The sequence below is a fragment of the Magnetofaba australis IT-1 genome (assembly GCF_002109495.1).
GTDB classification, from domain to species: domain Bacteria; phylum Pseudomonadota; class Magnetococcia; order Magnetococcales; family Magnetococcaceae; genus Magnetofaba; species Magnetofaba australis.
Map to the genome: position 1 here is coordinate 38,745 of NZ_LVJN01000012.1, position 18,349 is coordinate 57,093.

Annotated in this window: 24 protein-coding genes; 5 read left to right on the forward strand and 19 right to left on the reverse strand. The window is 65.5% G+C overall.

The features are described 5' to 3' along the window. Position 1: 1 nt before the first annotated feature. Genes MAIT1_RS01210 through MAIT1_RS01220 form a run of 3 tightly spaced genes read right to left on the reverse strand, consistent with a single transcriptional unit; the run spans position 2 to position 3,566 of the window. A complete protein-coding gene (locus tag MAIT1_RS01210; RefSeq protein WP_085440198.1) occupies positions 2-1,495 on the reverse strand; it encodes a phage portal protein in 1,494 nt (497 codons plus the stop codon). Beyond that, complete coding sequence (locus tag MAIT1_RS01215; RefSeq protein WP_085440199.1) at positions 1,492-1,704, reverse strand: phage head-tail joining protein; 213 nt, start codon at positions 1,702-1,704, stop codon at positions 1,492-1,494. Before MAIT1_RS01215 ends, MAIT1_RS01210 begins: the two co-directional genes overlap by 4 nt. 5 nt (positions 1,705-1,709) lie before the next feature. Beyond that, positions 1,710-3,566, reverse strand: a complete 1,857-nt coding sequence (locus tag MAIT1_RS01220; protein ID WP_085440242.1) for a phage terminase large subunit family protein — start codon at positions 3,564-3,566, stop codon at positions 1,710-1,712. Between the two features lie 108 nt (positions 3,567-3,674). Between MAIT1_RS01220 and MAIT1_RS01225 the strand changes: the two genes are divergently transcribed. The 5 genes from MAIT1_RS01225 to MAIT1_RS01245 all read left to right on the forward strand — a co-directional run bounded on the left by MAIT1_RS01225 (position 3,675) and on the right by MAIT1_RS01245 (position 5,541). After that, a complete protein-coding gene (locus MAIT1_RS01225) occupies positions 3,675-3,884 on the forward strand; it encodes a hypothetical protein (RefSeq protein WP_085440200.1) in 210 nt (69 codons plus the stop codon). 20 nt (positions 3,885-3,904) lie between these two features. Continuing rightward, complete coding sequence (locus MAIT1_RS01230; RefSeq protein ID WP_085440201.1) at positions 3,905-4,249, forward strand: hypothetical protein; 345 nt, start codon at positions 3,905-3,907, stop codon at positions 4,247-4,249. 80 nt (positions 4,250-4,329) lie between these two features. Next, positions 4,330-4,551: a hypothetical protein gene (locus tag MAIT1_RS01235; protein ID WP_085440202.1), complete on the forward strand. Its 222-nt coding sequence runs from the start codon at positions 4,330-4,332 to the stop codon at positions 4,549-4,551. Between the two features lie 31 nt (positions 4,552-4,582). Further along, the gene (locus tag MAIT1_RS01240; protein WP_085440203.1) at positions 4,583-5,299 is read left to right on the forward strand and encodes a DUF3489 domain-containing protein; all 717 of its coding nucleotides are present in this window, start codon (positions 4,583-4,585) and stop codon (positions 5,297-5,299) included. Between the two features lie 5 nt (positions 5,300-5,304). Continuing rightward, positions 5,305-5,541 (forward strand): hypothetical protein, encoded by a 237-nt coding sequence (locus tag MAIT1_RS01245; protein ID WP_085440204.1) that lies wholly within the window; start codon positions 5,305-5,307, stop codon positions 5,539-5,541. A gap of 58 nt (positions 5,542-5,599) precedes the next feature. Here the strand turns inward: MAIT1_RS01245 and MAIT1_RS01250 are convergent, their stop codons facing one another. The 16 genes from MAIT1_RS01250 to MAIT1_RS01325 form a co-directional block, all read right to left on the reverse strand. Next, positions 5,600-6,970: a site-specific DNA-methyltransferase gene (locus MAIT1_RS01250; protein ID WP_241893382.1), complete on the reverse strand. Its 1,371-nt coding sequence runs from the start codon at positions 6,968-6,970 to the stop codon at positions 5,600-5,602. Further along, positions 6,967-7,455, reverse strand: a complete 489-nt coding sequence (locus MAIT1_RS01255; protein ID WP_241893383.1) for a hypothetical protein — start codon at positions 7,453-7,455, stop codon at positions 6,967-6,969. Before MAIT1_RS01255 ends, MAIT1_RS01250 begins: the two co-directional genes overlap by 4 nt. 157 nt (positions 7,456-7,612) lie before the next feature. Beyond that, positions 7,613-8,041, reverse strand: a complete 429-nt coding sequence (locus MAIT1_RS01260) for a hypothetical protein (protein ID WP_085440206.1) — start codon at positions 8,039-8,041, stop codon at positions 7,613-7,615. A gap of 12 nt (positions 8,042-8,053) precedes the next feature. Then, on the reverse strand, positions 8,054-8,650 hold the full coding sequence (locus tag MAIT1_RS01265) for a hypothetical protein (RefSeq protein ID WP_085440207.1): 597 nt from the start codon (positions 8,648-8,650) through the stop codon (positions 8,054-8,056). 15 nt (positions 8,651-8,665) lie between these two features. Beyond that, entirely contained in the window at positions 8,666-9,274 is a 609-nt protein-coding gene (locus tag MAIT1_RS01270; protein WP_085440208.1) for a TSCPD domain-containing protein, read from the reverse strand. Between the two features lie 103 nt (positions 9,275-9,377). Further along, positions 9,378-9,809 (reverse strand): DUF6362 family protein, encoded by a 432-nt coding sequence (locus MAIT1_RS01275; RefSeq protein WP_085440209.1) that lies wholly within the window; start codon positions 9,807-9,809, stop codon positions 9,378-9,380. After that, the gene (locus tag MAIT1_RS01280; RefSeq protein ID WP_085440210.1) at positions 9,802-10,161 is read right to left on the reverse strand and encodes a Mor transcription activator family protein; all 360 of its coding nucleotides are present in this window, start codon (positions 10,159-10,161) and stop codon (positions 9,802-9,804) included. The genes MAIT1_RS01275 and MAIT1_RS01280 overlap by 8 nt, the downstream gene beginning before the upstream one ends. Beyond that, positions 10,158-10,685 (reverse strand): hypothetical protein, encoded by a 528-nt coding sequence (locus MAIT1_RS01285; RefSeq protein WP_085440244.1) that lies wholly within the window; start codon positions 10,683-10,685, stop codon positions 10,158-10,160. The genes MAIT1_RS01280 and MAIT1_RS01285 overlap by 4 nt, the downstream gene beginning before the upstream one ends. Before the next feature lie 365 nt (positions 10,686-11,050). Then, on the reverse strand, positions 11,051-13,357 hold the full coding sequence (locus MAIT1_RS01290; protein WP_085440211.1) for a DUF3987 domain-containing protein: 2,307 nt from the start codon (positions 13,355-13,357) through the stop codon (positions 11,051-11,053). Continuing rightward, a complete protein-coding gene (locus MAIT1_RS01295) occupies positions 13,341-13,535 on the reverse strand; it encodes a DUF6511 domain-containing protein (RefSeq protein ID WP_085440212.1) in 195 nt (64 codons plus the stop codon). The genes MAIT1_RS01290 and MAIT1_RS01295 overlap by 17 nt, the downstream gene beginning before the upstream one ends. Further along, positions 13,532-15,124 carry a DEAD/DEAH box helicase gene (locus MAIT1_RS01300; RefSeq protein ID WP_085440213.1) on the reverse strand — a complete coding sequence of 531 codons (1,593 nt, stop codon included), beginning with the start codon at positions 15,122-15,124 and terminating at the stop codon, positions 13,532-13,534. Before MAIT1_RS01300 ends, MAIT1_RS01295 begins: the two co-directional genes overlap by 4 nt. 9 nt (positions 15,125-15,133) lie before the next feature. Then, complete coding sequence (locus MAIT1_RS01305; RefSeq protein WP_241893385.1) at positions 15,134-16,138, reverse strand: PD-(D/E)XK nuclease family protein; 1,005 nt, start codon at positions 16,136-16,138, stop codon at positions 15,134-15,136. Beyond that, a complete protein-coding gene (locus MAIT1_RS01310; RefSeq protein ID WP_241893386.1) occupies positions 16,081-16,470 on the reverse strand; it encodes a hypothetical protein in 390 nt (129 codons plus the stop codon). Before MAIT1_RS01310 ends, MAIT1_RS01305 begins: the two co-directional genes overlap by 58 nt. 70 nt (positions 16,471-16,540) lie before the next feature. After that, on the reverse strand, positions 16,541-17,143 hold the full coding sequence (locus MAIT1_RS01315) for a DUF669 domain-containing protein (protein WP_241893387.1): 603 nt from the start codon (positions 17,141-17,143) through the stop codon (positions 16,541-16,543). Then, on the reverse strand, positions 17,115-17,879 hold the full coding sequence (locus MAIT1_RS01320; protein WP_085440216.1) for an ATP-binding protein: 765 nt from the start codon (positions 17,877-17,879) through the stop codon (positions 17,115-17,117). The genes MAIT1_RS01315 and MAIT1_RS01320 overlap by 29 nt, the downstream gene beginning before the upstream one ends. After that, positions 17,879-18,349: a hypothetical protein gene (locus tag MAIT1_RS01325; protein WP_085440217.1), complete on the reverse strand. Its 471-nt coding sequence runs from the start codon at positions 18,347-18,349 to the stop codon at positions 17,879-17,881. Before MAIT1_RS01325 ends, MAIT1_RS01320 begins: the two co-directional genes overlap by 1 nt.

An 18,349-nucleotide genomic window follows, 5' to 3' on the forward strand; every position in this document is an offset into this window, starting at 1 on the left:
GCTATTCCTTGAGATCCACGAGTTCAGGATCGGATTGGGTGGAATCCCGCGATACCCCCGAGCGGGAGGTGCGGCGGGCGTCCGAGTCGAAGACCAGCCCCAGGTCGTCGGCGCGCCGGTTGTCGGCGGCGATCTCCCGGTCGATCTCCTCGATGTCGTAGCCGTAGGTGGAGACCGCCTCGGCCCGGCTGACCAGCCCGGCGCGGATGGCCCAGATGATGGCGTTGAACTCCTTCTGCGGGTCCACCCACTGCCAGCCCTGGGGGATCCACTTCACCGCCAGGTATTCCCGGCGGCGCTTCGGATAATCGGGAAGCGGCAAGGCTCCGGAGAGCACGGCCTGATCCATCCACCGCTCCCAGACCGGGCGGCAGAACTGGTGGATCAGCACCATGCGCTGGATCTGTTCCATCCGGCGGCGGAACTCCACCATCCCGGCGCGGATGGATGAATAGTTGACCCCGGTGAGATCACCGGTGAGCTGCTCATAGGTGAGGCCCAGCCCCACGGCCACGGCGCGCAGTTGGGTGCGCATGAACTCCCCATACTGGCCGCCCACGTCCGCCGGATCGGAGAACTTCACGTCCTCGCCGGGCAGCAGCACCTGCATGGTGCCCGGGGCCCAGGTGACCGGGACCGCGCCTTCGTCGTCCGGCTTATCGCCGTCCTCACCGCCGACGCCCAGTTCGGGATCGGGCTTGGTGATGAAGCCGGCGATGAGCGCCGCCGTTTTCTTGCGGACCAACTCCGCGTCGTCGTACTGGTCCAGCTCATGGAGCCGCACCAGGGCCTGGGCCATCCACGGTTCGCCCCGAAGCTGGCCCGGGCGCAACGGCTTGAAGATGTGGCAGACGTCGCCCGCCAGCACCCGGGATGCCTCCCCGGCGCGGAACAGCATGGGGCTTTCGCCCGGATGCTCCCGCAGCAGGTGGTAGGCGACCCGGCGACCGATGCGGTCGAACTCGATGCCAGCCCGGATCCGGTGGCCGTTGGGCATGTCCCGGCTGTCGCCGGCTGGCAGGTGTTCCGGCTCCAGAACCTGCAATTGCAGCGGCACGGCCAAGCCGTCCCGGGCTTCCCGGTTGCGCAGGCGCACCAGCACCTCGCCCCCTTCGATCATGGCCCTGGCCACCAGGGCCTGGAGGCCGTAGAACCCCAGCATGCCGTGGGCGTCCGCCTCCCGGGTCCAGGCCAGCCACAGGGACTGGATCTTCTCCTTGGTGGCTGGATCCACATGGGTGGATTGGGGCTTGATGCCGGTGCCGACGAGATTGCCCACCAGGGAGTCCACGGCGTTGCTGGCCCAGGCGTTGCGCCGGACCAGATCCCGGGAGCGGGCGCGCATGAGGGAGGCGTCCCGGAACAGGAGCGCGTTGACCCCGGCGTCACCCGGTTGCCAGTTGCCCAGCCGTCGCCCGGAGGCTGCCCCCTCGTAACCGCTCCCATTGGCTCGGCGCTTGGGCAGGCCGCCGAACAGTCGCTGGAGGAGTTTCACAGGTCCTTCCGGCTCCGCACCCGCAGGTGCCGGGCGATGCGGCGATCACCGTTGCGGGCGATCTCCCGGTCCAGCAGGTCCAGGGCGTTCTTCACCTGGGTCAGGTCGTATTCCACCGTCTTGTCCCCATGGGTCACCCGTTTCTGCAGGGATTCCAACCGTTCCAGGAGCCGGTCCCGGCGGATCTGCAGTTCGGAAGTCGTGGCCATGGTCGTCACATCCAGTTTGATCGAATCACCCGCCGCTGGGGCTTGGGTTTGATGGTGGTGGCGCTCGCCGAAGCGGGCCCGGCGTTCTTCAAAGGGGCTTCGGCAAGGCGCGCCACATCCCGGTTGAGCCGCAATCCCATGGAGACCAACCCCTGCAGGGCGGCCATGGCGTAAACGCGACAGTCCAACGCCTCGTTGCGGTCCGCATCCTTCTTCTTCCACTCCCGGATGGGCCGGCCCTTGTGATAACGGGTCACCACCGACTCGGCGGTGAGTTGGCTGAACCACTCCGCGTCCCGATCCATGGGGAAATGCAAGAATCCAGGCCCGGGCTCGGTCAGCCGCAGCCGGGAGATGATCGCCTCCTTGCAGGCGTCCACCCCGACGATGAAGAGCGGCACCTTGCCCTTGTTGCTGCGGCTGGGCCGCCGGGGCCAGATGGGCACCCCCATGCCGCCCCGGCCCTTGATGGCCCAGACTCTCCGACCCTGGCGGGCGCGGCAGAAAGCGTAGGCCTTGAGGGTATGGTGGCCGCCGGTGTCCAGCGCCACGGCGCGAATGGCCATGTCGGGCACCTGCCGGCTGTGCGGCCAGCGGTGCAGGAGCAGGTTGTCCAGATCCTGCCAGACCGCCGGGGATGCGGGATCGCCCCACAACACCTTGTAATCGATAGACCAGGACTCCTCGTCCCGGCCCCAGCCGACGATCTCCACCTCCAGCCGGTCGTCCTGAACGTCCACGCCGGCGGTGAGCACCGCCACCTCCAATGGCAGCAAAGCCCCCCAATCCTCCCGGCGGGCCAACAGCCCCTCGCCGTCGATGCGGTCGGCGTCCTCTTCCCAGGTCTCCCCGAGCTTGGTATTGACCCAAACCTTGAGCCGGGGCGGATCCTTGTGGACCTGCCCGTGCTCCACCGCGATGTCGCCCCAGCCGGTCCAGCCGTGGGGTGAATAGAGGCTGGAGAGATGAAACCCGGCGGTTCGGCCATCGCCTTCGGCGGAGGCGCGCCACTGGCCGTTCTCCAGCATCGCCCCTTTCTGGTAGTCAGCAATCTCTGCCCCACAGTGGGGGCATAGGTAGAACGCCTTCTCCCGCTCCCCCTGGGGCCAACGCACCTGGGCCCACTCCAGAATCTGGAATTCCCCGCATTCCGGGCACGGCACCCAGAAGCGGCGCTGGTCGCTCTCGGCGTAGGCCGCCTCGATGCGCGAGAAGCCCTTGATGGTGGGCGTGCTGGTGAGCAGCACCTTGCGATTGGAAAAGTTGGCGGTGCGTTGGATCGCCAGCGCCACCGGATCCCCTTCGCCGTCGGCGTCTCCAGGAAAGCGGTCCACCTCGTCCATGAAGAGGTAGCGGATCGGCGCGGAGGAGAGCCCCACCGCGCTGTTGGCCCCGGTCATGAGCAGGATGCCGCCGGGGAATTCTTTTGAAAGGACCGTGTTGCCGCTGTCCCGCGACCGGGCCGGTTTCACCCTCTCCCGGATCGCCGGGCTCGACTCGATGAGCGGTCCCACACGCTGTTTGGAGTAGCGTTTCGCCATCTCCACCGTGGGCTGGACCATGAGCATGGGCCCCGGCGCGTGGTGAATCACGTAGCCCACCCAGTTCAGCCCCGCCTCGGTCTTGCCCAACTGCGAACCGAACATCACCACCACCCGCTCCGCCGGGGAGCCGGGCGACAGGCAATCCATGATCTCGCGCAGGTACGGGGTCCGTGCGGTGCGCCAGGGACCTGGTTCGCTGGAGGCCACTGAAGAGAGCCGCCGGTTGGCGTCCGCCCACTGGGAGACCGTCAGGCGCGGGTCGGGCCGAAGCCCCTGGAAGAACGCTTCCCGGTAGACCTCGGCAGCAGACAGCGGCACGCGCAAACACCCTGAAAAATAATGAAAAGATGATCGTATTCAGCTGGATAAGCGGGCGTAGACGATGGCTCTATGGTCATCAACAACAACCAACCAGGAGGCCAGCACATGACCAACGCCCTGATTCAACTCTTCCAAGCCATCCAGAGCGGTCAGGCCGACGCTATCGACGACGCCATCGAAACCCTGATGGAGATGGGCGGCGGCATCGAAACCGTCGCCAGCTTCGCCGAGGGCGGCTACCTGACCCGCGACGATGGGCTGGCGATCCAGACCCGGGACGGCGCGGAATTCCAGATCACCATCCAGACCCGCTGATACGGGCCGAGGAGGACGCCATGAACGACGCCTGCCAAATCCTGCCCACCGACAACGAAGGCTGGGGATTCTGGGGAACCAGCCGGATGAACGGCTACGACCAGGAGATGACCTGGCGGGCCGCCAGCCTCTTCTTTGCCGACGCCTACCGGCTCGATCCGGAGGAAACCAGGGACCTGCTGGACAGCGTCTTCGGACGCCATCTGGCCGACGACATGAGCTTCATCGAGGGCGGCCCGGCGAGCCCCGAGGCCATCGCCTTCCACCTGGAAAAGCGGATGGCGGACCGGGGTTTCAAACGCTGGTTCGACAACGCCGTCCGCGCCATCCGGAAGCCCGGACAGGGATCAAAAAAAGTGATGTAAAAGCAGTTATATAGCTGGATAGGTTGCGCGCAGCGATGGCTATATGGACCCACGTTCAGCGCACAACCAAGGAGACCAAGATGGCCAAATTCTTCATCACCATGACCCGCCAGATCACCATCCAGGCCCAGGTGGACATCGAAGCCGAAACCGAGGAGGAAGCCCGGGCCAAGGCCCTGGAACTGGCCTCCTGGGACAACGCCCGCGACGACCGCGCCAACGGCATCGAATGGGAAAGCGACCGCAACCGATGGCTGGACGCTACCGACCCGGAGGTCAACCGGGTGGTGGAACTGGACTGAAATCCGAGCAACCCCAAACAGGAGAATCCAGATGAGCAACCTCACCAACACCCAGCAAACCATCCTCGAAGCCGCCGCCACCCGCCCAGACGGGGCGATCTACCCCATGCCGGACCGGATCAAGGGCGGGGCCGCACTCAAGGTGATCAAGGCGCTGGCGGACAAGGGCCTGATCCAGGACGCCGGCGACAACGACTGGCGCATCGCCGCCGAAGGCTTCAAGGCCATCGGCCAGGAGCCGCCGATTCAGGATGACGATTTCGGGGCGGATGTCGCCGCCGCCGAGGAGTCACTGCAGATCGAACCGCCCGCCGATGGCGAACCTTCGACCGAACCGGATCCCCTGATGGCGCTCTTCGAGCAGATCGCCCTGGACCACCTTTTCATCGACACCCTGGAAACCCGCAAATCCGACAGCCTGGACTTCCACAGCGTTTCGGTCTGGGGCGTCAAGAGCGCCCTGGAGGCCGCCTACCAGGCGGGCCAGAAGGCCGGCAACAAAGCCACCCGCAAAACTGGGGGCCGGGCCAACTCCAAGCAGGCGCGCATGATCGAGATGATGAAGCGCCCCGAGGGGGCCACCATCGAGCAGATCGCTCAGGAGACCGGGTGGAACCCGAACACGGTGCGCGGAGCCATCGCCGGCACGCTCAAAAAGCGCCTGGGACTCAACGTCACCACGGAGCGGCTGCGCTACGTCGGACCCGAAGCCAAGGGCGGCTACACCACCTACCGGATCGAGGAGTGACCAGCATGGCCAACCATCCTTTCACCGTGGTGGGCTACGCCATCATCGACTATGCGCCCGACAACTGGATCCAGTACGAACACTTCTGCGAGTGGGTGTGGGCCGAGGACTCCTCCAAGGCCGCCGAAACCGCTGCCGCCCAGGTCATCGCCCGGGAAACGACCGAGAAGGTCAACAAGATCGACCCCTGGACCTGCGCAGTTCTCCCAGGCCACCACGAGAACCAGCCCTTCGACGGCTGACCACCATACCGCTTCACCAGAGACCACCCGGCATTGGACCGGGCGTCTCTGCTTCCGGTCACTCCTCCAAATCGATCCCCCGCTCGGCGGCCACATCCGCGAACGTCTTCCCACCGGAGCCGTCCAGGTAGACGATCTTCCCGGTGGCCTGGATGAACCGCTTCACCGCCACGTCCACATAGACCGGGCTGATCTCCATGGCGAAGACCCGCCGGCCCGTGGCCTCACCGGCCATGATCTGCGATCCGGAGCCGGAGAACGGCTCGTAGCACAACCCGCCCGGCTGGATGTGCTGCTTCATGGGGATGGCGAAACAGTCCAGGGGCTTGGGCGTCGGATGCTCCGGGCGCTCGTCGCCCTCCAGCCCGGCCATGTGCCAGACGGTGGAGAGGTACTCCTCGCTCACCCGGGGCGGGCGGTTGCCCTTGATCCAGCCGAAAAAGCACGGCTCGTGGCCCCACAGGTAGTGGGTCCGGGTCATCACCGCCCGGGTCTTGGTCCAGATGATCTGCTGATGGACGAAGGCCCCGAACTTCTCCCACACCGCTTCCAGCATCGCCTGCCGTTTGGAGGCATGCCAGCAATACCATGCCGCATGGGTGTCGATGGCGTGGTCGATGGCGTTCCGAACGAACCCCTCGTACAATTCCGGCCCCTGGCTGGAATCATCCCAGGTCACCCCGTAGGTGGCGGACCAGTCCTTGTTGCCCGCCGTGCCGCTGGTGTCGCCTCGAGCAGTCTTGGCCTTGCGGGCGCTGTTGGGCGGATGGTTGGTGCCGTCGTAATCCACCAGATAGGGCGGATCGGTGGCGAACAGGGCGGCCCGCTCCCCGTTCATCAGCCGGATGACGTCATCCGCAACGAGGCTGCTGCCGCAGAGCAGGCGGTGTTCGCCCAGCACCCACAGGTCGCCGGGCTGGGTGACCGGAGTGGCCGGCGGTTCGGGAATGGTCTCCTCTTCGCCGGCTCCATCGCTTCCGTCTTCCTCGCCGCCGTCCACCACCAGCAGGGCGTCCATCTCCTCGTCAGTGAACCCGATCAGATCGAGGTTGAACTCGTCCTCGCGCAGGCGCGCCAGTTCGGCAGCCAACACCTGATCATCCCAGCCCCCATCCAGGGCCAGCCGGTTGTCCGCCAGGATATAGGCACGGCGTTGGGCGTCGGAGAGATGGTCCAGCACCACCACCGGCACTGTCTCCAGGCCGATGCGGCGGGCAGCGGCCAGGCGGCAGTGGCCGGCGACGATGCCGTCACGGCCATCCACCAGGATGGGGTTGGTGAAACCGAACTCCACCATGGAGGCCGCCACCTTGTTGATCTGCTCGTCGGAGTGGGTGCGGGCGTTGCCGGCGTAGGGAATCAGCCGTTCCACCGGCCACACCTCGATGCGTTCCGCCATGGCGGGGATGGCGGCGGCGGTCAGGGTCATTCGGGCAACTCCTCCAATGCGGTGCGCAGTTCGGATTCGATCAAGCGTTCGATGGCGTCGGCATCGGTCTCCGCCGCCAGCATGGCCCCCATGCGATGGGGAATGTTCATCAGCCGGTCGCGGACCCGGCGGGCCAGGTTGAAGGCCTCGACCCTTACCTCGTCGGCGCTGACCAGTTGCTCGGAGCGCTCCTCGAAGTCCAGCTTTACCAGCCGGGCGGAGTACGCCTCGCGGATGGCCCGGCTGGTCTGGTAGTCGGGAGCGCCTTGTTTCGGTGGCTGTGCCGGGGGTGCGAACCTCTGGGGCTGGTTCGCGGGGGGTGCGAACCTCTGCTGCGTACCCGGGTTCGCACTTGGTTCGCGCTTCTGGGCCGGGTTTGTGTTGCGGTCCCAGGCGGCGTCCGCTTTGGCCGGGTCTATGGTGCCGTCCGGCTCCTGGGGGATGCGTCCGGCCTTGATCGCCTTACGTACAGCGGCATCGGACACCCCCCGGTGGCGGGCATATGCTCGTATGGAGAGTGCCACGGCATTCTCGTCGATCCCTTGATCGTCAGTGGTGAAGTGCGAACCTGCGAACCGGGTGCGAACCCGTTTTCAGAGCTGGCGCTAGGCAACTCCCGGGCGCGCGCGGCACCCGCTTTTCTCAGGGCCTGGGAGGACCCGGGCGATTTTTCTCGCCGACCATGATGCTGGCATCGATGGAGTCATTGAGCCCCTCGATACTCTTCCGCCCCATTTCCATCAGCGCATCAAACGTAACGGGTTGCGGAGGGTTGTCCTGCTCCTCGGACCAGTGGGCCAATGCCAGATACAAAACACGGCCATCAACACCAAGGGCGGCGGCCATGGCATTGATCGCCCCATGGTTGGCCTGGGCGGCCACACCGGCGAAGATGCCATCGAACGGAGAGTGCTTCTCGATATCCAAATCAAACATGAGATTGCAGATCCGCCGTCCTTCGTCGGCGACATCGCACCAGTCCCATCTGGCAAAGTCATCGGTGAAATGACGGATGATGTCATCCAGCGGGTCGTCGCGTTCCCGCCAGGCTTTGATGATTTCGTCGCTCATTTCCGTTGCCCATTACCGTGCCGTGCTTAGCGCCTCGCGCAGGGCATCGTTGAAGTTCTCCTGGAAGCGCGCCTCCACCACCTCCCGAACCGTATCCATGAAGCCGAAGCGGGGCTTGATCTCCACCCGGTCGGCAAAGAGGTACATCAGCTTCCGTTTGCTCCCCTTGCGACCGGCGCGCCGCCAGACCGCATGGGCCTGGGGATCGTCCTTCAGGGGAGCGATGAAGTGGTTGGGCTTTTCCAGCAGCCGACCGGGGAATTTGGCGGGCCGGGTGACGGACCGGGGCGTCGGGCGTGCGCCGACCGGAACGGCCAGCGCTTCGCCCGACCGGGACCGGCGCAGACCGCCGGTCTCCTGCAAGGCCATGAAGTCATCCAGCACCCGGACCGACGCCTCCAGGTCGTTCTTGCGCGCCGGCTTGATGCGGATGCCCTTGCCCACCCAGCCGGTGCGGATGGTGAAGCGTTCCGGCAGCCGCCGGCGCACCTCGTCCTGGGCGTTTTTGGCGGTGCGGGTCAGGGCCACGGCGGCGGCGAAGCGGACCTGCTTTTCCAGGTCATTGGCGATTGCCCGGGCCTTCCTGTCATCGGCTTCGACGGTGATCATGATCTGTCCTGGCTCTCAGGCGTCGCCGCAGCGCTTGGAAAACCCGCACTCCTGACACTTATCGCAACCACCGCTGAAGACCACCGCGAAGGCTCCGCATTTCTCGCAGATCCCCTGGGGTTTGGGCTGGCTGTCCTGTTGGGATTGGTGCGGTGCGGGCTGGCGGTTGTCTTCGGCGCTGGGCGCTTCCGGATGATCGACGATGCCGAGCATCAACATGTGCCGCTGCAGGCAGTTGCCGATCTCGGCCACGAGGCTGGGGACGTAGCGGCCCTCGGACCAGAAACCGCCATTGGGGTCGAACACCGAGCGCAGTTCCTCCACCAGAAAGGTGGGTTTGCTCTCGTGCCGGAAGATGGCGGAGATGACCCGGGTCAGGGCCACCACCCACGGGAAGTGGGCCATGCTCTTGGAGTTGACGAAGATCTCCACCAACCGGGGCTGGCCGTCCGCCACGGTGTGGTTGATGGTGACGTAGATGGCGTGATCGGAATCGGGCGGCTTGATCTTGTAGGTGGCTCCGTCCAGGACCTGGGGGCGTTGGAACGAAACGGATGGCTTCTCCTCCTTCACGACCTCGCACCCGACGATGGGCTGGTCGATTCGAATCGGGGTGTCGCTCATGGGGTGGTTCCTTCCGAGTCCGGGCACGAAAAAGCCCGCCTCGGGGATCCCCGGGCGGGCTTCGGTGGCGCTTGCGCGCATGCATCCAATTTTGACGTTGATCCTACCCCAATTCCGGCAAAGGGTTCCAATCGTGCAGAAACGGTTCGCATGAAGGTTTTTGCAGCAGTTTTTCCTGGATGGTGAGGATGGCCAGGGTCCAGTGCCGCCATGCGGTGGTCTTGGGCGCGCCGTACACGCTGCACACCACCCGCCACGGAGCCCGCTCCGCCCGCATCCAGACCAGCTTGGCCTCGTCCGGAGACAGCCAACGCAGCCACTCCAGGCAGGCGTCCATCCGGCTGATGGCATCGGGAGCTGGCGGCCCCATGCGAATTTGCGGCGGATTGTACCCGTAGGCCTGCCAGTCATGGATCATGTCCGGCCAGTAGGATGCCCTGCGGGGACCACGCACCGGCGGCAGGCGGCGCATGGTGGCGGCGGCTTCCTCCAGCCGCGCCATGACCAGCTTGGGGGTGATCCGGGTCTCAACCATGGCCCACCTCCGGTTCCTGGGGGGTGGAGAGGATGGCGTAGATGCGCCGGTCGGTCAGCTCGAAACGGCGGGCCAACTCCTTCACCGACAGGCCTTCGTCGTAGAGCCGGATGATTTCTGCGTCCCGTTTGTTTCGCTGCAGGGTGGATTTGCGCGGGATGGCCAGGGTGACGCCGCCGAGCCGGTCCACCAGCCGGGTGGCTACCTGGAGCCCGAGCAGGTGAGCCAGGCGGTGGCGCGGATGCATCCTCCTGGGAACGAACACCCGGGTACCTCCGCATTCACGGATCAGGGTCTGCGCGCCGTTGGGACCGATGGCGTCGTTGATGGCCGACAGGGTGCGGTTGCTCATTGCCCACCTCCCGCCGTCCGGTGACGGATAGCCCAGTGCAACAGCGCCAGGGCGTCGGCCTCGTTGTCGTCTCCCGGCTGGTATCCCAGCTTCTGGACGCCCTGCATGACCAAACCCTTGGAGGCGTTGCCGCGACCGGTCACATGCCGCTTGATGACGCCAACCGGCACCCCCTCGTAGGGAATCTGGTGGTGTTCACACCAAGCCGTGAGGATGGCCAACCAGCCGCCATAGGCGTGGGAGGCGTCCACGCCCATGTGGCGGCGCACCTCCTCATAGAAAATGGCGTCCAACGTGCCTGCCGCGTTCTTGATGTCGGTGAGCCACTGCTTGAAGCGGAGAAACCGCATGCCGCCGCCCTGCCAACGATCATGGCGGAAGATTTCGACGCCGCTGGTGATGCCGGCGTCCGGCAGCCACACCGCCCATCCGGTCTTCGTGCCCAGGTCCAGGGCGAGAATGGCGCTGGCGGTTTGTGGGGGACCGTCCGGCCCGAACGGCGGGGGAACGGCGGGGCCGTTCATCGGGGATTGGGGTTGGATGACCATATCCTCACTCCTTCCAAGGAAGGTTGGTGAGGGCGGTGGAGGGAGGGGCCGATCTCGCGTCCACCGCACTGCGATTGAAATGTCCAGAAATTCCCCGGAAATGGTCGACGGCGCGCCAAGCCGGGGATGACGTCTAACTTATTAATAAATATATATAAAAATAATAATATAGTATTGTAATTCCAGAAATTCCTGAAATGGTCGCAAGGGGGATTTCATCCATTTCCACCCGTGTACATGGGACTCTCTTTTCCCGGGTATGGGGGGTATGGCTCCATATCCATGACCATTTCAGGAATTTCTGGAATTTCCCGCAGGAACAGCCGGTTCCAGTGTCCATTTCACGGCGCATTTCCATCGACCATTTCACTTTCAGCCACCGTGTAGAGGGTGATGGGCTTGGGCGTGCCGCTGGGTTGGGTCCAAACCAGGACATCACCGGCCTCCACCAGCTCGGAGAGGATTTCGTCCCGCTCCCGTTTGGTGAGGAATCGCGACTTGCGGCAGAGCTGGCTGCGGTTGATGCCGCCCGCACCGGATTTGCGGATGATCTCCAGCACCCGTTTGTGGTTGTGCTCGACCTGGTTGTCGGCCACATGCCGCTCCACCTGCTCGATGACGGTGGCAACGCTGTGCTGCACCAGCCGAATGGCCCAGGAGGCGTCCGCTTCCCGAATGACAGGCTGTTCCGGATCGAAGGAGACGGCCCGCACCAGGGCGATCTTGGCGGCGTTCTCGCCGATGCGGCTGAGCACCGAGGTGTAGGGCGTGCCCCGGGCCTGCCGCAAACGCTCCGTCACCTCGTCGCTGAGGCTGCGGAACAGCTCCCGCGCCTGGGGTGAGATGGTCGCGGTCATGGGATTCACGGCGGTTTCCGGTCCGGGGAGCATCCCCGCCAGGTTGCCTTCCCCGGGTTTTCCGCCATCGGCGATGCGCTTGATTCCCTCCATCAGCGATGCAGGCGTTTCCCGGACGGCCCGGTTTCGGTTCTCCTCGGGGTAATCATCCTCGGTCTGGAGAATGATGAAGCGGGCCAGGGAGCCGTCCCCCACGTTGGCCGATTGCAGGGCGTTCCAGAAATGGTTGGGGGTGGTGGTGCCGTAGATGCACAGGCAGGGCTGGTTGATGTCCTTGCGCGGATTCTTGCCGTCCCGGCCCGCGTATTCCGTCCCCAGGAACAGGCTGCCCGCCGCCGTGAACATTTCGGTCATGATGTCCAGGATGTCGGTGATGTGGCGGGGACTGCGGCGGCGGTCGGCGGCGGCGTGGAGAAACATGCCGAACTCGTCCTGCTGGAACAGGATCGCCGGTTGCTGATGAATGGCGTTGAGCAGCCCCGCCCCCGAGGCGATGCGGTGTCCCCCCAGGAATCGCCCCAGCCCGGCCTCCATGAACAGCTCGTTGATGATCTCCCGGCTGTGATTCTTGCCCGACCCGCTGTCGGCGATGCCCACCACGTACAGGTTGGTCCGCAGATTGGTCTCGGTGCGGTAGCGCCGTCCCATGATCGCCCCCAGGGCGCACAAGGCGTTGCCCAGCGCCAGGACCGGCTGGGGCCGGGTGGCGGTAGCCAGCATGTAGTCGATCAGCTCCTTCAACACCCCGTCCACGTCCAGGGGATCGAAGCCGGGATCGGGGAAAGCCTGGACCTGCTCCTCCTGCGCCGGTTGCTGCTTTCCGGCTTGATCGATCAGCCGTTGCGCCGGGTGGGGTCCTGCCAGACGCGGAATCGACGCCGCCACCTCTCTGGGATGGGATACGCCGGCGTTGATGCCGCTGGCGATGGTGGCCCGGGCCTCCCGTTCGGTGAGTCCCGCCGCCATGGCCGCCGCCATCAGGCGGGATTCGGCGGTCTCCTGGGGCAGTTGTCCGGAGCCGATCAGGGTGCCGAGGGCGAAGGCGGCGGTATTGAGGGTGTCGTTGCGGCATCCCGGAGGCGCGGACGCCACCTTGGCCACCTCCCCCCGGAGGGCGGCCTCGGCATAGGCCTCTCCGGCATGGGCGGCGTGAGGCATGGGATGCGCCACAACGGTCCGTTTCGGTCGCATCTCCTGGGGCAGCATGGCAAGGGCCTGCTCCAGAAAGCGGCGCACCTCCGTCTCCGATGTCTCCGGCAGCTCCTCCAGGACGATCTCCGTCAGGCATCGCACCGGCCACTGGTAGGGTTGGCCGGTTTCCGGATGAATGGCGTAGGCCACGAACTGCTGACCCTGGCAAAGCACCTCCAGCGGATGCGCCTTGATCCCCTTGAAGGGGGTGGCGGTGCGGTAGACCAGCATGCGTTTCGGGGGTCTGCCGATGCGGATGGCCGGCGTCTGTCCCAAGGTTTCGAAGGCCAAGGCCTGAATGCGGTCCGAAAGCCCGGCATCGTCGGCGATGTCGATATCCACCCCGACGATGAAACCGCCGGCGATGCCGATGCCGGCCTCCGGCCATCCCTTCCACGCCGCCAGCTCGATGTCGGTGGCACCACGTTCGCCGTGCTTGGTCCAGCCGGGATAATCCACCCACTGTCCACGTTGGAACCGGCCCGGTTTCTTCTCGCCAGGCATGATGGGCAGGATGGGGTAGCCGTTGGCCAGCAGCCGGTCGCCGTATTCGTGCATGAAATTCCGGGCCATGGCCACGACCTCAAAACGGGATGTCATCGGCCTGGAGCCGGGCGAGTTCGTCCAGGTAGCCGGTGACGGCCACCTCGATCAGGGTCAGGTACTGCTCCACCGTGAAGGTGGCCAGATCGGTCGCGGGCAGGCTCTCCAGGTATTCGCCGGCCATGGCGGCCGCATGTTTCAAGGCGGCCTGTTCCTCGGGCGTCGGGTCGATCATGTGACGGTCTCCAGAAATTGGGCGTCCACCACCTCGACGAACCGGTCGGAACGGCGGATGGCGATGCGGTCGGGGATGCGCAGGTGATCCACCAGCTTCATGGCCTCGTCGATGCTGGCCGGCATGGGCAGTCCCAGGGGGGCGCGGCGGGACCACCAGCGGGCAGCCTGACGTTTGGCCCAGCCGGTGTGCTCCAGGCAAACCCACTCCTTGTGCCAGTTGAAGCCGCAGAGGTATTCCACCCGCAGCGAGGGCGGCTTGCCCTCCTTTTCGTGGCGGCGGTAGGCGATGTCGTAGACGCGGACCCATTCGGGCCGGTCGTCGGACAACACCCGTTCCGTGGTGGCGCTGGGGGCGATGCGCAGTTCCGGTGGCGGAAATTCGTGTCCGCATTCGGTGCAGTGGCGAACGGCGGCATGGTTGATGGTGTTGCACTGGGGACAGGGTTTGACCGGGGCCTCCCCGTCACCCTCCTTTTCCTTGGAGCCCGAGCGCACTTGGTCGATGGGCCCGTGCCGGGAGACGTTGCCGGCGAAATCCAGCACCAGGCAGTCCTTCTTGCCGGGATGCAGACGGGTGCCGCGTCCGGCAATCTGCACGTAGAGCCCGGCGGATTTGGTGGGGCGCAGCATGGCGATGAGGTCCACTGCCGGGGCGTTGAACCCCGTGGTCAGAACGTTCATGGCCGCCAACGCCCGGATCTCCCCCCGCTTGAACGCCTGGACGATGGCGTCCCGCTCCGCCTTGGGGGTGTTGCCGAAGATGCACTCACAGGAATGGCCCCGGGCGCGGATGGCGTCCCGCACATGCTCGGCGTGGGCGACGCCGGAGCAGAAGACCAGCCACGCCTGACGATCCTTGCCGTAGGAGATGATCTCCTCGACGGCGTCCTGGGTGACCGGATCCAGATCCACGGCGGCTTCGAGCTGACTGGCGATGAACTCCCCGCCACGGGTGCCGACGCCGGTGACGTCCAGTTGTGTTTCGGTCTGTTTGCTCACCAGGGGGCAGAGAAACTCCTGGTCGATGAGGTCGCGCACTGACGCCTCATAGGCGATGTCGTCGAACAGGGCGTCTTTCCCCTCATGGAGCAGGCCGGAATCCATCCGGTACGGGGTGGCGGTGAAACCGACGATCTTGAGGGTGGGATTGATGCGCTTCAGGTCCTCCAGAAAGCGCCGGTACATGGTGTCGCTCTTCCGGGGAATGAGATGGGCCTCGTCCACCAGCACCAAATCGCAGCGCTGGATGTCGTAAGCCCGTTTGTGGACCGATTGGATGCCGCAGAAGAGCACCTGGGATTCGGTGTCCCGGCTGTTCAGTCCGGCGCTGAAGATTCCAGCCGGGGCCTCGGGCCACAGGCCGATCAGCTCGGCGAAGTTCTGCCGGATCAGCTCACGGACGTGGGTCAGGACAATGATGCGGGTGTCCGGAAAGCGCTCGATGGCCCCCCTGATGAAATAGCCCATCACCAGCGACTTGCCCCCGGCAGTGGGGATCACCACCAGGCAGTTGCCGCCGTTCTCCTCGAAATAGGCGTAGATGGCATCGTGGGCCTCCTGCTGGTAGGGGCGCATGGGGTGCGACATGGCTGCCTCCTACGCCTGCGCCGGGCAGGGCGGCCCGTTGCGCCAGAGGTTGCCGTCCGGAAAGCGGTACAACACCCACTCCTGGCTGGCGTCGGCGTCGATCTGTTCGCCGGCGACCAAGTCGGGAATGAACAGGTGGTGGCCGCAACCCTGGCGTTGATCGGCGATGGCGACGACCTGATCCCACCGGGCGCAATGCCAGGTTCCATCGGCAACCGGCGTGACATGCAGGCAGGTGCGGCAGTTGATCTCCGGCATCTCCCCCTCATGGCACAAGCCGTGATGGGCGCAAAACCGGCACTGGTACCAGGAGGCATCCTCGCTGATGCGCGCCGGGGGATGGGCGGCTTCGATGATCCGGCGCGCCTTGGCCAGCAGCCGTTCCGCCTCCGCCGGTTCGGCCCGGATCCGTTCGGCATGGAGTTCATCGGTATCCTTGCAGACCGCCAGATACAGGGCCCGGGTCATGCCGGTCAGGGCCATGTAGATCTGCATCTGGGCGAAATGCTGCGGCTTGGCCAGCCGGACGCCCTTGGCCTTCAGTTCGTTGAAGGATTTGGCGTTGTGGGTCTTGAACTCGCAGACGTGCCAAGTCTTCGGAGCCTCCGGAACGCCCAGCGCCACCCCATCCAGGCTGCCGCCGAAGTGGCCGCCATGGGCCTCCACCCGCCACTGGCGTCCGCTGTCCGGATTGACGTCCAGGACAGTGACGCCGATGCGGCGCAGGTTGGCCACCAGACGCTCCTCTTCGCGCTGGCCGGTCTCGAACAGCCGCAGCATCCGCCCGGAGAACGCCGACCGGGTGGTCCAGTGGAAGTCCAGCCACAGGGCGCGCTCGCACTCCTTGCCGATGAGCGAAGCACCCAGGTGGGCGCGGAACCCATCCTCGGCGTCCGCCTCGTAGGCGGCCATGATGGCCTGTACCGTGGCCGATTGCGGTGGCGGCAGCTTGGCCATCACCGGGCTCCATGGGTATCCAGAAGGCGGTGCGCCTGATCCAGCACCGACCGCCATTCGTCATCGCCGTAATCGGGACGCACGGTTTCGATGATGCAGTCCTTGAGGCGGTAGCGGCGGTCACGGGAACTCCCCGGCAGGGACTTCATGTGCGCCTGCAACTCGGCGATCTCCCGGCGCTTGTGGCGCAAGGCGGTGCGGGCGCGGTGGAACCAGTCCGGGTCCATGCGGGTGCGTCCGGCTTGGCAGGCCAGATTCTGGGCGGCGATCTGGTCCTTGATCGCCGCCGCATCGGTCTGCATGCGGACCAACAGCGACTGGCACGCGGCCCGGTTATCGGGAAACGATCCCCCGGGGGGTGAGGATGTGTCGTGCGGAAATTGATTCATCTTTCAGGCTCCATCTCGTCATGCGCCCAGCGCCGGACCGTTCTGGACGGCCCGGCGCGACCTGGAAGGATCACCCCATGCGCCGCCAGGGGGCGGTTCCCGTGTTCTGGGCCGGCGCGGGCTGGGGCTGGACGGCCTGGTTCTGCGGCGGGGTCGGCTGCTGCCGGGGGGCCTGATAGGTGGCGGGCGATTGCTGGGGGGCCGCGCCGGGAGGCGTCTGCACGGGGGGAGCCGGTTGCCGTTGCTGGTTGGCGGGCTTGTAGCCCTTGACCTCGTTGTAGCCCGACTGCCCCACGGCCACCTTCACCAGCAGGGGCTGGAAATGCAGCTCCTCGCTATCGGAAACCTGCATCCGTCCGATGGCGTGGCAGATGGCGGAGAGAGTACGCTGGGCAATCTCCACCGCCTGGCTGTTGGGGTTGATGAGATTCAGGCGGTCGAACAGCTTGCCCCCGGCATGGGGACCGTTCACCACATCCATCTCCAGGAACAGGTACTGCCCTGTCCCCGCCTTGGTGGGGCGGAATTCGGAGTGGATGATCTGGGCCAGGTAATCCCCGGGCGGCAGGGTCTCCTGGGGGCGGTTGGGGTCCACCTGGGAGGCGTCGAAGGTATTGCCGAAGTTGGCCATGGTAATGGTCTCCTCAAGTCTGGTCTGGGATGGGCTGGCCACCGAGCTGCGCCTGCAGGGCGTTCCACTCCAGGGGCAGCTCGGGGGAGAGGTTGTAGCGGTTCTTGGCCAGGAAGGCGGGACGCTCCTGGGTGTAGAGCGCCCGCTGGCCGGTGCCGACGGCCCGGTTGACCTGCTTGCCGAAGCCGACGTTGGATTTGGTGGTGGCCACCTTGTAGTTGGCGAACAGTACGGCGTCGGAATGCTCCTGGATCAACGCCGCCGCCTTGGCGTGGAGCTTGATCTCGTACCGGTCGTAAGGCTCCGTCTCCGGGGAATCGAACCGCTTGATCACGGCGTGGGCGATCTGCACCACCCCCATGCCGCGTTCATCGCGCAGGCGGTTCAGGCGGGCGATGTACTCGTTGCGCCACAGGTCGATGGCGAAGGTGTAGCCCTTGCCGTAGCCCACCTCCTCGATGGAGTTGATCCCCTGCTGGCGGCAGACCTCGGCCCAGATGAGGGGCTCCAGCCAGTCGAGGCTGTCGATGACCGCCGTCTCATAGTCGTGGGGCTCGTTGATGAGGGCGTCCATGCCGGCCAGAAAATCCGGCAGGGTTCGGAACAGCGGGAAGACCGTCGCCTGGATCAGCCCCAAGCCATCCTCGGTGAGCAGGCCCACCGGATTGGGGGCGGAAAACCCGAAGGTGGTCTTGCCCACGCCGGCGGTGCCATAAACGGTGAGCAACGGCGGGCGCATGGATTGGGTGGTGCTCAGGGAAAGCAGCGAGATGGCCATCACGCGCCCCCCTTGATCTCGATGCGGAAGGAGGGTTTGCCGACCTTGAGAATCCGGGCGGCGGCGAAGGCCTGCTGGATGTGCGGAGGCCAGGCGGTATAGCGGCGCTCCTGCACTTTGTAGACGGTGTCCAGGTAGTGGCCGGGGTCCACCCCATCGCGCCGGATCTCCTCCGCGATGGCGGCCAGCTTCTCCTGGTCCCATTCGGGCTTCTTGGGCATGTCGTTGACGATGACGAAATGCCCGTCCTCGAAGCGGACGATGCCGGTGGGTTTACCCTGGTCCCGGCGGACGGCATCCGCCCGTGCGCCGAATTTGAGCTGCTTGGCCTGATCCAGCAGCGTCTTGATCCGCTTGATCTCCTGGGCCTGAACCTCGACGGCGCTTTCCAGCTCCGCCAGCTCCAGGGTCTCCATGGCCGCCACCTGCTCGGCGCACATGGCGGTCAAAGCCAACAACGGTGTGTTCAT

Coding starts and splice junctions, on each gene's coding strand:
- MAIT1_RS01215 (WP_085440199.1), bottom strand. CDS start 1,704: ATGGCCACGACTTCCGAACTGCAGATCCGCCGGGACCGGCTCCTGGAA.
- MAIT1_RS01225 (WP_085440200.1), top strand. CDS start 3,675: ATGACCAACGCCCTGATTCAACTCTTCCAAGCCATCCAGAGCGGTCAG.
- MAIT1_RS01230 (WP_085440201.1), top strand. CDS start 3,905: ATGAACGACGCCTGCCAAATCCTGCCCACCGACAACGAAGGCTGGGGA.
- MAIT1_RS01235 (WP_085440202.1), top strand. CDS start 4,330: ATGGCCAAATTCTTCATCACCATGACCCGCCAGATCACCATCCAGGCC.
- MAIT1_RS01240 (WP_085440203.1), top strand. CDS start 4,583: ATGAGCAACCTCACCAACACCCAGCAAACCATCCTCGAAGCCGCCGCC.
- MAIT1_RS01245 (WP_085440204.1), top strand. CDS start 5,305: ATGGCCAACCATCCTTTCACCGTGGTGGGCTACGCCATCATCGACTAT.
- MAIT1_RS01250 (WP_241893382.1), bottom strand. CDS start 6,970: ATGACCCTGACCGCCGCCGCCATCCCCGCCATGGCGGAACGCATCGAG.
- MAIT1_RS01260 (WP_085440206.1), bottom strand. CDS start 8,041: ATGAGCGACGAAATCATCAAAGCCTGGCGGGAACGCGACGACCCGCTG.
- MAIT1_RS01265 (WP_085440207.1), bottom strand. CDS start 8,650: ATGATCACCGTCGAAGCCGATGACAGGAAGGCCCGGGCAATCGCCAAT.
- MAIT1_RS01270 (WP_085440208.1), bottom strand. CDS start 9,274: ATGAGCGACACCCCGATTCGAATCGACCAGCCCATCGTCGGGTGCGAG.
- MAIT1_RS01275 (WP_085440209.1), bottom strand. CDS start 9,809: ATGGTTGAGACCCGGATCACCCCCAAGCTGGTCATGGCGCGGCTGGAG.
- MAIT1_RS01280 (WP_085440210.1), bottom strand. CDS start 10,161: ATGAGCAACCGCACCCTGTCGGCCATCAACGACGCCATCGGTCCCAAC.
- MAIT1_RS01285 (WP_085440244.1), bottom strand. CDS start 10,685: ATGAACGGCCCCGCCGTTCCCCCGCCGTTCGGGCCGGACGGTCCCCCA.
- MAIT1_RS01290 (WP_085440211.1), bottom strand. CDS start 13,357: ATGACATCCCGTTTTGAGGTCGTGGCCATGGCCCGGAATTTCATGCAC.
- MAIT1_RS01295 (WP_085440212.1), bottom strand. CDS start 13,535: ATGATCGACCCGACGCCCGAGGAACAGGCCGCCTTGAAACATGCGGCC.
- MAIT1_RS01300 (WP_085440213.1), bottom strand. CDS start 15,124: ATGTCGCACCCCATGCGCCCCTACCAGCAGGAGGCCCACGATGCCATC.
- MAIT1_RS01305 (WP_241893385.1), bottom strand. CDS start 16,138: ATGGCGGTCGGTGCTGGATCAGGCGCACCGCCTTCTGGATACCCATGG.
- MAIT1_RS01310 (WP_241893386.1), bottom strand. CDS start 16,470: ATGAATCAATTTCCGCACGACACATCCTCACCCCCCGGGGGATCGTTT.
- MAIT1_RS01320 (WP_085440216.1), bottom strand. CDS start 17,879: ATGGCCATCTCGCTGCTTTCCCTGAGCACCACCCAATCCATGCGCCCG.
- MAIT1_RS01325 (WP_085440217.1), bottom strand. CDS start 18,349: ATGAACACACCGTTGTTGGCTTTGACCGCCATGTGCGCCGAGCAGGTG.